The organism is Tolypothrix tenuis PCC 7101, assembly GCF_963874875.1.
Taxonomy (GTDB): domain Bacteria; phylum Cyanobacteriota; class Cyanobacteriia; order Cyanobacteriales; family Nostocaceae; genus Aulosira; species Aulosira tenue.
The window spans coordinates 7,993,733-8,008,386 of record NZ_CAWNJS010000001.1 but is presented as its reverse complement, the minus strand read 5'-3'; the positions used below and the strand labels follow the sequence as shown (position 1 = coordinate 8,008,386).

11 protein-coding genes are annotated in these 14,654 nt (G+C 39.2%); 5 read left to right on the top strand and 6 right to left on the bottom strand.

What is annotated here, in order from left to right; translation table 11 throughout:
- Positions 1-319: 319 nt before the first annotated feature.
- The 3 genes from AACU25_RS31575 to petN all read right to left on the bottom strand — a co-directional run bounded on the left by AACU25_RS31575 (position 320) and on the right by petN (position 3,983).
- Complete coding sequence (locus AACU25_RS31575) at positions 320-3,448, bottom strand: GAF domain-containing protein (protein WP_096582447.1); 3,129 nt, start codon at positions 3,446-3,448, stop codon at positions 320-322.
- Positions 3,449-3,724: 276 nt separating this feature from the next.
- The gene (locus AACU25_RS31570) at positions 3,725-3,886 is read right to left on the bottom strand and encodes a hypothetical protein (protein ID WP_096582445.1); all 162 of its coding nucleotides are present in this window, start codon (positions 3,884-3,886) and stop codon (positions 3,725-3,727) included.
- 7 nt (positions 3,887-3,893) lie between these two features.
- Positions 3,894-3,983, bottom strand: a complete 90-nt coding sequence (gene petN, locus AACU25_RS31565; RefSeq protein WP_010998401.1) for a cytochrome b6-f complex subunit PetN — start codon at positions 3,981-3,983, stop codon at positions 3,894-3,896.
- A 203-nt stretch (positions 3,984-4,186) separates the two neighbouring features.
- Here petN and AACU25_RS31560 point away from each other — a divergent pair, with 203 nt between their 5' ends.
- The 5 genes from AACU25_RS31560 (at position 4,187) to AACU25_RS31540 (ending at position 8,557) form a co-directional block, all read left to right on the top strand.
- A complete protein-coding gene (locus AACU25_RS31560) occupies positions 4,187-4,651 on the top strand; it encodes a hypothetical protein (RefSeq protein ID WP_321206788.1) in 465 nt (154 codons plus the stop codon).
- Between the two features lie 128 nt (positions 4,652-4,779).
- Positions 4,780-5,343, top strand: coding sequence for a 3'-5' exonuclease (locus tag AACU25_RS31555; protein WP_096582443.1), 564 nt, complete (start codon positions 4,780-4,782; stop codon positions 5,341-5,343).
- Between the two features lie 203 nt (positions 5,344-5,546).
- Complete coding sequence (locus AACU25_RS31550) at positions 5,547-6,929, top strand: cytochrome P450 (protein WP_096582441.1); 1,383 nt, start codon at positions 5,547-5,549, stop codon at positions 6,927-6,929.
- A gap of 113 nt (positions 6,930-7,042) precedes the next feature.
- Entirely contained in the window at positions 7,043-7,381 is a 339-nt protein-coding gene (locus AACU25_RS31545; RefSeq protein ID WP_096582439.1) for a carbon dioxide-concentrating mechanism protein CcmK, read from the top strand.
- A gap of 6 nt (positions 7,382-7,387) precedes the next feature.
- A complete protein-coding gene (locus AACU25_RS31540) occupies positions 7,388-8,557 on the top strand; it encodes a pyridoxal phosphate-dependent aminotransferase (protein ID WP_096582437.1) in 1,170 nt (389 codons plus the stop codon).
- Positions 8,558-8,684: 127 nt separating this feature from the next.
- Here AACU25_RS31540 and AACU25_RS31535 read toward each other — a convergent pair whose 3' ends face one another.
- The 3 genes from AACU25_RS31535 to AACU25_RS31525 form a co-directional block, all read right to left on the bottom strand.
- Positions 8,685-9,854 (bottom strand): PAS domain S-box protein, encoded by a 1,170-nt coding sequence (locus AACU25_RS31535; protein ID WP_096582435.1) that lies wholly within the window; start codon positions 9,852-9,854, stop codon positions 8,685-8,687.
- Between the two features lie 638 nt (positions 9,855-10,492).
- Positions 10,493-12,676 carry a CHASE2 domain-containing protein gene (locus AACU25_RS31530; protein WP_096584327.1) on the bottom strand — a complete coding sequence of 728 codons (2,184 nt, stop codon included), beginning with the start codon at positions 12,674-12,676 and terminating at the stop codon, positions 10,493-10,495.
- A gap of 985 nt (positions 12,677-13,661) precedes the next feature.
- On the bottom strand, positions 13,662-14,654 hold the full coding sequence (locus AACU25_RS31525; protein WP_096584324.1) for a vitamin K epoxide reductase family protein: 993 nt from the start codon (positions 14,652-14,654) through the stop codon (positions 13,662-13,664).

Below are 14,654 nucleotides of genomic sequence, written 5' to 3'. Positions count from 1 at the left end.
GATACTTTTTCATTAAGTTATTTAGAGCTTGAATGTACGAGTAATTGAAGCGATAAGCCTTCGGCATAGCTCCGCTTACCGCCAAATACAATTTTCGCAGAATTAAACCTGGCCCTGGTATTGGGATGATTCCCACTTGTTGCATCAAGCCTAGCAAGTCACTTTGACCCCAGTGTTCTACGAGTTTAGCATTTCTGGGGCATAGGGCATAGGGCATAGGGCATAGGGCATGGGGCATAGGGCATAGAAAAAATTTTGGATGAGATTGAAATCTAAAATCCAAAATCTAAAATTGCTTGTTTTATACTATGCAATATTTTTAACTAACTGCACGTTTAATCGGAATTTGGATTAAAAACTCAGAACCCTCATCAGGTTCAGAAAAGCACTGAATTTGACCGCCGTGTTTTTCCACAACAATCTGATAACTAATGTATAATCCTACGCCTGTACCCTTACCTGGTTCCTTGGTGGTAAAGAATGGATCAAAAATTCGCGATCGCATACTTTCTGGAATACCACAACCATTGTCAACAATCCGAATCTGGATAGAATTTTCATCTACCAGTTCTGTATAAATATGAATTTGAGGATGATCAATGGTTTTTTTCACTTTTGCTGCATTCTCTAGGGCATCAATTGCATTACTGAGAATATTCATAAATACCTGATTCATCTCGGCTGCATAGCACTCAACTGGAGGTAATTGAGAGTATTTCTTCACTACTTCAATACCACTCCCATCAGCTTGCAGTTTCAGGCGATGTTGTAAAATCATTAATGTACTGTCAATACCTTCATGGATATTCACAGGTTTCATATCTGCTTCATCCAGGCGTGAAAAAGTACGTAATGAAAGTACTAATTCACTGATGCGTTCTGCACCAGTAGTCATAGAACTCAAAATTTTTGGTAAATCTTTAGCAATAAACTCTACATCTATTTCTGCTGCTTGCTGTTTCACTTCTGCTTTCGGATTAGGATAATTTTTTTGATATATTTGCAGCAGTTTCAGCAGGTTTTCCGTGTATTCAGTGACATGGGAAATATTGCCATAAATAAAATTAATCGGATTATTAATTTCATGGGCTACGCCAGCCACAACTTGTCCTAAAGCAGCCATTTTTTCACTTTGAATTAACTGAGTTTGAGTTCGCTGCAGTTCTGTCAGCGTTTGTGTCAGTTCTTCTTTTTGGCGCTGTGTTTGTTCTAATAATTCTGCTTGTTGAATTCCTACTCCTAGTTGATTAGCAATATGCACAAGTAAATCAATCTCATCTTCTTGCCAATCGCGAGATTTACTATTTTGATATACCGCTAGCAATCCCCAAATTTCTTCGCCTTGAAAAATTGGCACAATCATATAGGCTCTAGCTACTACAGGATGTAGCAGAGAAATATGATTGGTATAATCTTCTGTATTGTAAATATCTTTAATAGCCAGAATTTTACTGTTCTGGTAATCTCTGCCTTGAATTTGTTGGAAGTAATCTCTAATAATTAAAGGTACAACTTGCCGATTAACTGTACCATTATTTGCTAATGACTCAGATACAAATTCAATATTATGGTCTTCTTTAAAACGGTAAATTGTGGCTCTGTCAAGTTCTAATAATCTTTGCACTTCTTGAGTAGTGGTGGCAAAGATGGTATCAAGATTAAGCGATTGACGCATCTTTTTAACGGTTGCAGCTAATGCTTTCTCTCTTTCAGTAGCTTTCCGTTCTCTTTCAGCTGCTTGAGCTAATTGCTGCGCCTGTATCTGCACCTGCTTCAAGGTTTCTGCTTGTTGTATTGCTACTCCTAATTGCACGCCTACTTGTGCTAACAAATTGATTTCTTCATTTTGCCAATAACGTGCTTGGGAGTTTTGATAAGCTACTAATAAACCCCAAAGTTTTTCGCCTTGAGAAATAGGTACAAATATTTCATGACGCGCATATTTACCTGGTGGTGTTCCTGGTAAAAGCGCCTGTTCTGTTGCAGATTGTGGTTGGATTATTCTTGTCCAGCCATCAACAATAGAATCTGCGACAAATTCACCACTCCAGTCAGGATTAAAGCGATAAATTGATACTCTTTCTACTTGTAATAATCCTCGTACTTCTTGAGTAGTAGTTTTAAATATGGTGTCAAGATCTAATGATTGCCGAATTTTCTCAACGGTATTCGCCAGCGCCCTTTGTCTTTCAGCAGCTTTGGTGAGTTCTGCTGCTTGATTTTGCGATTGCTCTAAAAACTCTGCTTGCTGTAACGCAACACCTAGTTGAGTACCAACTTGAGTGAGCAAATAAACTTCATCTTCTTGCCAATCACGGCTGCTATCGTTTTGATAAACAGCTAGCAAACCCCAAAGTTTTTTTCCGTGGTAAATGGCAATAATTACATAAGCTTTTGCTTGATAACTTTCTAAAACTTTAATGTAACATTCACTAAAATCAGCTTGATAAATATCATTACAAATCCGGTAGACTTCGCCTCTAGTAAAACGTCCACCTTCTGTATCTTGTAAGTAAGTATCAACTAAGGGAATTTCTGCTAAATCTTTAACACTACATTCGCTGACATTTTCACCTAATTCAGGACGCTGTGACTGTTCCTCAATTAAAGAAGTCCAACCTGCTGCTACTGATTCAAAAACAAATTCACCACTCCAATCTGGATTGAAACGGTAAATAGCAACGCGATCGGCATTCAGCAATTTTCTCAGTTCATCAGTGCTAGCATGGAAAATACTTTTTAAATCGAGAAACTGCCGAATTTTTTCTACAGTTATGGCTATAGTTTTTTGCCATTCTGCTACTTTGGCTCTGGCTGTTGCTTGGGCTAATTGTGTTGATTGTATTTTTACTTGTTCGAGATAATCTGCCTGTAGTAATGCAACTCCTAAATGTTCAGCAATGAGTTGGGCAAATTCCACTTCTGATGCTTGCCATTGCCGAGGTTGACTACATTGATGAATACATAGCAATCCCCATAAATCTTTACCTTTCATCAGGGGAACAGCGATATTAGCGCGAACTTGGAATCTTTCTAAGAGCTTGATATGACAATCACTAATATTAGCTTGATAGATATCATGTAAGACATTAATTCGCCCTTGCTGATACAACCCAGCAAATTCTGTAGCAAAACATTGATCGCGCAGTTTAGCTTTTAGAGCTGAACTCCATTCTGCAGCCACATCTTCATAGATGAATTCTCCTTCCCATCCCAAATCAGGGTAAAAACGGAAAACTCCCACCCTATCACTATTGAGCAGTTGACGTACTTCCTTGACTGTAGTTTTAAAGATAGTTTCTATATCTAAAGATTCGCGGATACGGGCAATTACTTTAGACAAAGCTCTATGTTGATCGCCTTGATAGAGGGAATATCTCTGATCTGGCGGATATGCTTCTTGCTCAGTATTTGGGTTTGAAGATTGTAGCGAAAAGGAGTTTTCCATGCCAAATAGGGCTTTAAATACTTACGAGTCTTCTATATTTAAGATGCCCATAAATACGCTGAATGTAACAAATTTTTTAAGTTTTGTATCTTTAGGCATACGTGAAATAACATACAACTTATACATATCTATCTTTAGATATAGGTATAATAACTCCAATTTATTAAAAATAGTATAAATAAAGTATATTTTAATACAAGTGAGGGGTAGCGATCGCTACCCCTCAGACAAAATTTTTGACTCTAGAAAATTGGGCTGTAGTATGCCAAGCAGAAATTACTTCCGCTTGGGAGTACTGCGTTTGGTTTCGCGTTTTTCATTTTCTCGAAGACGGCGATCGCGCCAATCTGCCAGAGTTAAATAACCAACGCCTCCGGTGACTGCGACTAGCAGCACTACAGCAAATAATGCCAAAATACTCAGAAATGGACTTTCCACGATGCTTCTATAGTCCGTTACGGCCCCAAACTACCATTGCAATTGACCAAGTGAATACAACCAACAGTGATACCCATCCCAATGTCAAAATCGCCATAGTCCCACTTTTAAAATGATTACAAAACAGTTCTTCTATTCATCATACTGGGAAAGGGGCAATGGGGAATGGGGCAATGGGAAAGGGGCAATGGGGAATGGGGATTGGGGATTGGGGAAATCTGGCTTTCTTCATTACGAATTACGAATTACGAATTACGAATTGGTATTATTGGTTGATTTGTAAGGAAGCGTTGGACAATTGTGAATAGAATTTTAGATGCTCAATTGATGGCGGAACGCCTAGAATCGTTGAAAGCAGGAATAATTGGCGGTTTAGCGCTGGTTTTGGCTTTTATTGCCACTAGTCTGGTGAATACTTTAGTGCTGGCAAAGTATTTTTCCCTATTCGCAACTGTGGGAATTGAGCCGCTAACTTTACATTTTTTGCTGAGTGGTGCGATCGCTTGCTTCTCTGGCTTACTATTTGGTGTTACTTACCGCTATATCATCCGTAAAGATAACAACCCTCACTTAAACACAGGCGGTGTGTTTGCTTTTGGTTTAGTCAGAGGATTAACTCAAATAGAAGTCGGTGGGAATATTACAGTTTCTCTCTTACCTTATCTTGTCCTAGCTCTGGAGAGTATATTGTGGTTTGCGATCGCAGCGATCGCACTCGATGCTGCTATAAAACTTGGTTGGCTGAAACCTTTTTCCTCAAATTAATGCCTCGTTTTGCTTGCAGAGTCCTGATTTCATACATTACACTATGTAGTATATGTATTATCAGGCTGTATATAAGACTATATAGGCAATTGGTCAAAAAACTAAATTAGATATTTTTACTTATTAAAATGAACAATCAAAATCATTCCTATTATCTGATCATCGATTTAGAAGCTACTTGCTGCGATCGCGGGACTGTTCCACGTCAAGAAATGGAGATCATCGAAATTGGTGCAGTGATGCTCAATGGTAATACTTGGGAAATTGACTCAGAGTTTCAACAGTTTATCCAACCTGTGAGAAATCCGCAATTAACACCTTTCTGCACAAATTTAACTAGTATACAGCAACAAGATATTGAGACAGCGCCTAAATTTATCGAGGCGATCGCCAATCTCAAAGAATGGACGAGTTCATTTCCTAATAATATTTTTTGTTCTTGGGGGAATTACGATAAAAGTCAGTTTATTCAAGACTGTAAATATCATCATCTTCCTTATCCTTTTAGTGCAGAACATATAAATATTAAAGAGGAATTTTCCAAATATCTTGGTGTATCTAAAAGATTTGGCATGGCGCAGGCTCTTGAATATCTAGGAATGGAACTGAAGGGTACACACCATCGCGGTATTGACGATGCGCGAAATATCGCAGCTATCTATAGATATATGCTGACCCAAAAGCGTAGTTAATTGAAAGAAAATAGATGCGTTAGTAACGCATCCTACGACGTGCGTAATTTCAAAAATCAAATATAAGTTCTATATATGTGTTTTATTGTATTCATGAGTCGTGCTACTTAATTACAAATTCCGAATCGGAGATTATTTTGTCAAGGTTCGGATAAAAAGTTACACTGCATATTTAGCACAGGCATGAATTCACTTTTTTTGATATGCAACTACCCAATCAGCTGAAAAATCCTCCTTTTCTTCAAAGAATCCAATGGGTGGCTGATCCTGTAGGATATATGGAAAGTGCAGCCCAACAATATCCTGATCTGTTCACTGCCCGTATAATTGGTTTTGGTAACAACATAGTCTTTGTGAATCATCCCCAGGGTTTACAAGAATTATTAACTAACGACCGCAAGAAGTTTTTAGCAGTTGGTAAAGAAAATAAACTTTTACAGCCCTTATTAGGAGACTATTCAATCGTCATGCTAGATGGCGATCGCCACAGAAAGCGGCGACAATTAGTCATGCCTTCCTTTCATGGCGATCGGATGCGAGCATACGGTCAGCTAATACGTGATTTGACTGAAAAATTACTTAATCAATTACCAACTAATCAGATATTTTCGGCTCGTAACACTACCCAAGAGATTTCTCTGCAAGTCATTTTACAAACAGTGTTTGGTGTTTATGAGGGAGAACGTTGCGAACAACTGAAGCAACAATTAAAGTTGATGGGGGATCTGTTTCGCTCTCCTTTAACTTCTAGCTTTCTCTTTTTCCCTGCTTTACAAAAAGATTTAGGTGCTTGGAGTCCCTGGGGAAAATTTCTCCGAGATCAGCAGAAACTCGATCAATTACTCTATGCAGAAATTGCGGAACGTCGCCAGAAAGCAGATCCTGAACGCATAGATATTCTCTCTTTATTGATGTCCGCAACAGATGAAGCGGGTAATCAGATGACTGATAAAGAGTTGAGAGATGAGTTGATTACTCTGTTAGTTGCTGGATACGAAACGACCGCAACAGCTATGGCTTGGGGATTATATTGGATACACCAAACACCAGAAGTCCGCGCCAAATTATTACAAGAAATAGACAATTTGGGTGATGATCCTGACCCTATGAGCATTTTCAGACTGCCGTATCTTACCGCTGTTTGTAATGAAACTTTGCGGATTCGTCCAGTGGCGATGTTAACATTTCCCAGAGTAGTACAAGAACCTGTGGAACTCATAGGATATTCTCTACAACCAAATACAGTAGTTGTTGGCTGTATGTTTCTCACCCATCAACGAGAGGATTTGTATCCAGAACATCAGCAATTTAAGCCAGAAAGATTTCTCGAACGTCAATTTTCCCCCTATGAATTTATACCCTTTGGTGGCGGTGTCCGTCGCTGTTTAGGTGAGGCTTTAGCCGTATTTGAAATGAAAATAGTATTGGCAACAATTCTTTCGCGCTATCAACTCGCTTTAGCTGATAATAAACCAGAAGTAGCTCGCCGTCGAGGTCTTACCCTCGCGCCTGCGAATGGTGTCAAAATGGTGATTACAGGTAAGCGTGCGCGTCAAGAGTCGCAGCTGAGTATGGCAAGTACTTGATAGAGGAGATGAGGGAGATGAGGGGGATGAGGGAAATGAGGGAGAAATGATCATTACCAATTACCAATTACCAATTACCCATTCCCCAGTCCCCATTCCCCATTCCCTAACCTATGACACTATCACTCGGCATGATTGAAGTTTATGGCGTACCCGCAGCAGTGGAAGCTGGGGATGCGATGTGTAAGGCGGCGCGTATCACCCTGGTAGGGTATGAAAATACTGATTTGGGGCGGATTACGGTGCTGATTCGGGGGGAAGTGGGCGAGGTAAATGTTGCAGTAGGTGCAGGATTAGAAGCTGTAGGACGAGTGAATGGTGGTGAAGTGCTTTCGCATCACATCATTCCCCGTCCCCATGAAAATTTAGAATATGTGTTACCGATTCATCGCAGCGCCAATGTTGAGCAATTTAATGCCGATATCCGCTTTCCTCCGCCCCTTTCAGCTTAATTTGATATGGAATCCCTAACATCTCGTATGCAGGCGGTGCAAACGCCAATCATTCCTGTGGTTGGGGAATTGATTACAAATTCGCCGGGAACAATTTCTTTAGGACAAGGTGTGGTTTCCTACAATCCACCACCACAAGCACAAGAGTTTTTAGCCAAATTCTTGGCAGAACCAACGAATAATTTATACAAAGCAGTTGAGGGAATTCCGCCATTATTAACAGCATTAGCAGCAAAATTACAAGCCTTTAATGGCATTGAAATAAATCAAAATAACTGCATAGTTGTCACCGCAGGCAGCAACATGGGGTTTATGAACGCCATTCTAGCGATTACTAGCCCTGGTGATGAGATTATTCTCAATAAACCCTACTATTTCAATCATGAAATGGCGATCGCAATGGCGGGTTGTCGTCCGGTGTTAGTAGATACCGATGAAAATTACCAACTCCGTCCAGATGCGATCGCCCAAGCAATTACACCTAAAACCAGAGCAGTCGTCACCATTTCCCCTAATAATCCTACAGGGGTAGTGTATTCAGAAGCAGCATTGCGGCAAGTTAATCAATTATGTGGCAATAACGGGATTTATCATATTAGCGATGAAGCCTACGAATACTTTACCTATAATGGCGTAAAACATATTTCTCCGGCTGCCTTTGCCAATAGTAGCGATTACACCATTTCTTTGTATAGCCTTTCCAAAGCCTACGGTTTTGCTAGTTGGCGCATCGGTTATATGGTGATTCCCCAACATCTGCTAGTTCCGGTGAAAAAAGTCCAAGATACTATCTTGATTTGTGCGCCAGTAATTTCTCAGTATGCGGCGTTAGGTGCATTGCAAGCTAAAGAAGAGTATTTAAAAGAAAATATTGGTGCAATTTCTCAAGTCAGGGAAGTAGTTTTGGAATCGCTCAATCATCTACAAGACCTCTGTACCATTACCCCTGCGGATGGTGCTTTTTATTTCTTCTTGAAAGTTCATACCCAAATGAATGCTTTTGAGTTAGTCAAAAGACTCATACAGGAACATCAAGTAGCAGTAATTCCTGGTACAACCTTTGGCATGGAAGATGGATGCTATCTGCGTGTTGCTTACGGTGCGCTGCAACAAGAGACGGTAAAAGTAGGGATGGAGAGATTAGTTCAAGGTTTGCAAACAATTCTAGGGAATTAATAGGGGTGCAGTTTCCTGTGGATGTGGGATATTGCAGTTGTAAACACAAAGTTTTGTGTGCCAAAGATCAGCGATCGGATCGCTCCATATTTGCCATTATTGAGCCTTGGCTGTCGACTATTGCAGTTTAATTGAAATCTTTTAAGATGATGTGTTTCTTGGTATCAAAGCTAATGATACCTTCTTTGCGTAATTTACTCATCAATCTTGTAATTGTGACTCGGTTAGCGCAGCAAGCACTAGCAATATCTTCATGCGTCAACCGAACTTGCAGACGAATTCCTTGTGTAATAGGTTCGCCAATTTCTTGTTTGAGAAATTCCAAAAGATAACGCAAGCGTTCTTGCACTTGCCTCCTTCCAGAAATAGCTAAAAAGGATTCTGTCTGCTGTAGGCGTTGATTAATTTTTGGTACAATCGTGGAACTGAGAGTAGAAGAAGCTGGTATCTCTGTTGTGTATATTGAAATTAATTCAACATTAGATAGAGCGATCGCTTGGTAAATATTTAAAGATGTCATACTAGAGCCAAAAACCATCCCAGGCCCAGCTAATCCTATGAGGATTTCTTCACCAGTTTCGCAAAAAGTACTAAGTTTCACCCAACCCTGATTCACATAGAAAATTTCTAGCGGGTTGAGTGTTATATTCTCTCCTTTAGAATATTTAGACAATTGCCGATTCTCAAGAATATTATTAATGCTATTGTCTTCTGATGATTGCCATTGTTGGCGCTCAGTGATATTGCGTATTAACCAGTGGAAAGATACGACTTTACCATCTTGATTTCGGACAACTGCTACAGTTAAAGCCGCATTGAGAGTTTTACCATGACGCTGCTGCAAACGTACTAGTAACTCTTTGGTTCTATCTGATTGAACTAATCTATTGAGTTCGGTACGAATCTGCTGACGTTCTTCGAGAGGAACGAAGTTCACCAGTGGCTTACCTACTAAAAAATTTTTGGAAACATTAAATAACTGAGCAGCCATTGAGTTGGCTTCGTAGATTCTGCCTTCTGTATTCGTCACTATATAGGCATCTGGTGCTAACTCGAATAAATCTTGGTAGCGTTGGCGTTCTGCTTCTAAAAAATTTTGTGTTTGTATCAGCTCCTCGTTTTGTTGATATAGTTCCTCTACTGCTAACTGTACCGTTCTGGAGGTGCTATGCAGTTCTTCAAAGGCTTGGGGTAGCATATCTTGTGGTACCCAAGGCAAGACAGTAGCCGTTTGATATAAATCTGCTAACCGCTTGTGCAATGCTTCTGTGCGTTGGAAAAATAATTCTATGTTCACCTGAAATTCTCCCTATCAGCTTGCAGAGGTTAACCAAAAAATCCTATCTGTCAAGATATTGGTTTTCTGAAACTGCCAATAATAAAAACGGTTAATTTAATATTTCGTATGACTTTATCAAGAATGATCATTTCAAGAGGTGCTACTCTTGGTATCTATCTCTTGAGGCAGGTCAGTTTATTGAATCATTTCTTAAAATACCTATCATAAAGCTGAATATTGAATCGTTAACAATAACCTAACCACTAAAAGAGATAAAAAACTTCTATCCTAGGAATGGGATAGCCACAGCTATGATAAAATAAAAAGTGTGGTTAAGATTTGTAAAGCAAAAATTTATAGTTCTGCAATTGAGCAAGAAAAAATAAATTATCGCTAAATTTTTATTTGTAGCTAAAAACTAATGCAATATAAAATTTCCTAGGAAAAATTAGGTACATTTATATGTAAAATTATAACTTTTAATATTAATAAATATACTAATTAGTCCCATGTAGCGTCTGTTAGGCGTGAGCCGTAACGCACAAAAAGCGCTTCTAGAGGTGCGTTAGCGTAAAGTACTACGTAAATTTCAAAAACCGAATAGGAGTCCTATAGTTTTTGCTGCGCTGAAAAGTGCTTAACCGCATATATATCAATTATCCAGCAAATTCATAACGATTTTTACCTAGGTGTTTAGCGCGGTACATAGCGCTGTCTGCTTGTTTAATTAAGGTTTCACTATCGTTACTATTAATAGGGTAAATACTTATACCAATACTAGCAGAGACGTTGGTAGTATATCCATCTAAAACTATTGGCTCTTTAATTGTACTGAGAATTTTTTCAGCTACTTTAGATGCGACTTGCACTTGCGGAATTGCGCGTAAAATCACTGTAAATTCATCACCACCCAAGCGAGAGACTGTATCGCTACCCCGCAAACAATTACTGAGCCTTTGAGAGACAGTCACCAATAAGCGATCGCCTATCTCATGACCTAGAGTATCATTCACCCTTTTAAACCCATCCAGGTCAATAAACAGTAAGCCTAGTAATAAATGATTACTCTGTGCCCAAGCCAAAGATTCTTGCAGTTTTTCATTGAAGAATTTGCGATTAGACAAACCAGTCAGAGGATCGTGATATGCCAAATAACGCAGATGGTCTTCTTTGCGTTTTAATTCATTATTAGATTTATATAGTTGCGCTGCTTTGCGTTTAAGTTTTTCTTCCATCAGCTTGCGTTCTGTAATATCGTGGATCACCCCAACTAAAAAGCAATTACCAGCCGCATCTTTATGGAGCGATCGCTTCGTCGCAATCAGATGAGTTGACCCATAAGCATCAGTAAATTGTTCTTCGCTTTCATGAGGCTGATGTGTCTGAAAAACCATCTCATCTCTGCGGCGAAATACATCAGCTTGATGCTGGGGAAAAAAGTCATAGTCTGACTTTTCCAGTAATAAGTTATAGGGATAACCAATCAGTTCGCAATAAGCCTCATTTAACACAATCCACTGATGCTGTTGATTTTTGACAAAAATCGGGTCAGGAATTGTATTAATGACTTGATATAAAAATTCTTTAGAGCGTTTAAACTCTTCTTGCATATAGGCAAAATAACAGGTAACCCCAATAGCGGCGCTAGCAAATGTCAGCAATGGGGGAATAAAAGGTATCCACCAACCAAATAAAAAAGCTACATAGACAGACAGAGCTAACAACAAGCAAAAAAGTAAAATACTGATGGATATCTTAATGGGGTGTCGAATTCGCCATGCTGTGACTGCACCTAAATAAGACCAGCCAAAAATCCACAAGTATTCCCATACCTTTGACCAAACTTGCAATAATGGTCGTCCTTCTACAGCAGCAGCTATTAACTCATTAATCAAATAGGCTTGCAGTTCAATTCCCGCGATCGGCTTGCGCGAGTGGGGGACAAACACAAAATCTTGCAGGCTGGGTGCAGTAGAACCAATTAACACAACGCGATCGCTAATCCAGCTTTTGTCTACTTTTCCTGTTAGCACATCCCGCATCGATACTTGGCGGTAACTACAAGATTTTGATGCATCCGCACACAGGGGTTTGGGAAAGTTAGACAAAATTTGGTAGCCTCTAGCATCAGCTCGTACATAGGCTCCATCATTAGCCTGAAATCTCGTAAAAACAGCTTTACCTAACTGTAAATACTCAGAGTTACTACTGGCGTTTTTAGGATTTATACCTTCCGATTTTAAATAAAGTAAAGCCAGCTTTAAACCAAAACTTTCGTGCGCCTGATTATCAATGTGCCAATACAATAAGCTGCGACGTATTTTGCCATCGGGGTCATATAAAACATTATTAAAACCCACTTGGTCAAGTTCATTGAGTACTGGTGGTGGTAAAACACTGGCATTTTTATTATTAGCTAGTTGTTCAATGCCGATCACGTTTGGCATTAACTTATATGTTTTTACCAATTTTTGATATCCCGGTTCCACAGGTAAATCCCGGTAGATATCCAAGCCAATAGCACGGGGCTTAAACCTATTTAATTTTTGCAATAATTCGGCAATTACGCCATCTGGAATTGGCCAGGAACCAACTTGGCGTAAGGAAGCCTCATCAATCGCTACAATAGTTATACGCTCTTCTGGTAGATCTTGTGGGCGAAGATGAAATAATTGATCCAGAGCACCTAACTCTAAGAATTGCAGTAATCCTAAAGAGCGTATAAGCAAGATGCAGACTGCAACGCTGGAAGCGGTAATTAATTCCCTTTTTCCTTGACTAAGCGGTTTTTTTAGTCCTGATATAAACCGCACAAGATGCTTGCTTACCTGCTTACTCATTCCCATTACCTAGTGGGGAGAAATATTCTTGATTTGCAATCTCTATCAACTACAAGGCGAAATTAGCTCATGAGATGTTGATTGAATAGAAATGCGATCGCATCTGTTAAATTCCTCAAGACTAGCTTGGGTAGTTGAGATCTATTTCTATACATAACCACTCATCATGCAATGAAATGGTAACTTGAACTGTCGCGCCCCATATCACAAATTCAGTCTAAATATTGTTGCCTAATTACAGAAGTATGTTTATAGAAGATTTTAGCAGTCAAAGCCGAATCTTATATATTTGCATAATTGCGGTTTAAAGTTTTTTTAACTGCTGTAAATTAACAATACTTTGCGTAATTTTACTGAATATCTAGTTATTAGATAACATTGATTTTTGGGTTGATGATAACTACCTGTAGAGTTATGGTAGAAAAAAATTGTATCTAATTACTCAATGTTGGCAAACCACCATTAGATAGATTCGTATAAATTGCTTCTATGTCTAATGGTATATTTATTGTCTTAATTTACGAAAAATCAGAATTTATATGTACTAGAATATTTTGATTGAACATTATTTATACTAAGAATAAAAATTTTGCAATATATAAATCATTTTTAGCAGCCTTAAAGTTTGTACATCCCTACTTTTTTATAGATGTATTAAAAGTCACAAATAAAAACTCCAATTTCTTATTTTTGGACATAGCGTAGAAGGTATTGGTAAGTTCTCACCATCCACAAGAAGATGGAGTTTTCTATCAATACTGCTCGGTTAAGGATTTTTAACTCGGAATTTAGTTTGGGGAAAAGGTGAAAGGGAAGGGTTAAAGGTTTTTTCTTGCCCCTTTTCTCCTTCCCCTTTTGCCCTTAACCGACAAGTATTGAGTTTCCTGTCACTTTCAATAAAAAAGTCAACCGGAATGTGCTTTATGCAACCAGTTGACTGACAATAAATAGCTAATTTTTTCCTGAAAAAGCTAATTCTAGCTACCTATCTGAAATATTTGAAGTTACGAGCGCCTGTATAATTAGAAACTTTGGCTAGTTCCTCTAAGTTTTGTACTCCGCTATAGCTTTTCCCGTTAATAATCCATGTGGGGAAACCTTCTATTTTGGCAGCTTTACATGAATCTGGTTGAGCTTTTAGCCCACCAGGAGCGCATTCTACTTTAACGCCGCTGCTATCAATAATTTTGTAAGCTTCTTGACCAAAGAGTAACTTCTGTTCGTGGCAGTGCGGACACCAAAAAGCCACATATTCCTTCGCTCCTATTTTCGCCAGATGATTGGCTAGACCAATTTCTGCTTCACCAGAGGTAGTAGTAATTTTCCAACCGAACTCTGGGTTAGGATCTACTGTTGGTGAGAACGGCAGAATTTTCTGTGGTTGTCCAGGGGTAGAAGTAGCTGTATTAGCTGATGGATTGACACCTGAGTATACTCCCAATGTGCCAATCAGTGTCACCATGCCGACAATTAGGGCAGTGAAGAGGATTTGTCCAACATCTTCCCAAGCTCGACCCAGAATAGTGAGTACTAACATACTCATAGAGAAAATAGCCGAGCCTATGCAATAAGGACACACGGCTTTGATTTGAGATGCTAGTACATACATCAAGTAGCCGCTGAAAACGGACATAGCGATCGCGCCTACTAACAGCAGCCACCAAGTCCAATTTTCTATTTGCTTGCGGTTATTATCTCCCTGTTTCAATGCTAAAGGAGCCAAAGCCAATATCAACATACTGATATAAGCTAATAACCCAAATAAGGCTAATGGCTGACCAAAAACCGTTGCCCAAGGGCTAGAAAGCACATCTCCACAGCCTTTAAAACCAGCTTGTTGGGCAGGACAAGCTGCACTACCTCCGGTTAATTTCTCGTAAGTTAAATAACCTGTAACCAGGACACCAAGTCCAGCGATCGCGGCAATCAACGGACGCGACCATTTATGAATCCAAGGAGTAGAACGACGACGAATCAT

Bases quoted from the DNA above. Each gene is read 5' to 3' on its own strand.
- petN (WP_010998401.1), bottom strand. From the start codon at position 3,983: ATGGCGATTTTGACATTGGGATGGGTATCACTGTTGGTTGTATTCACT.
- AACU25_RS31575 (WP_096582447.1), bottom strand. From the start codon at position 3,448: ATGGAAAACTCCTTTTCGCTACAATCTTCAAACCCAAATACTGAGCAA.
- AACU25_RS31545 (WP_096582439.1), top strand. From the start codon at position 7,043: ATGACACTATCACTCGGCATGATTGAAGTTTATGGCGTACCCGCAGCA.
- AACU25_RS31530 (WP_096584327.1), bottom strand. From the start codon at position 12,676: ATGAGTAAGCAGGTAAGCAAGCATCTTGTGCGGTTTATATCAGGACTA.
- AACU25_RS31525 (WP_096584324.1), bottom strand. From the start codon at position 14,654: ATGATTCGTCGTCGTTCTACTCCTTGGATTCATAAATGGTCGCGTCCG.
- AACU25_RS31540 (WP_096582437.1), top strand. From the start codon at position 7,388: ATGGAATCCCTAACATCTCGTATGCAGGCGGTGCAAACGCCAATCATT.
- AACU25_RS31550 (WP_096582441.1), top strand. From the start codon at position 5,547: ATGCAACTACCCAATCAGCTGAAAAATCCTCCTTTTCTTCAAAGAATC.
- AACU25_RS31555 (WP_096582443.1), top strand. From the start codon at position 4,780: ATGAACAATCAAAATCATTCCTATTATCTGATCATCGATTTAGAAGCT.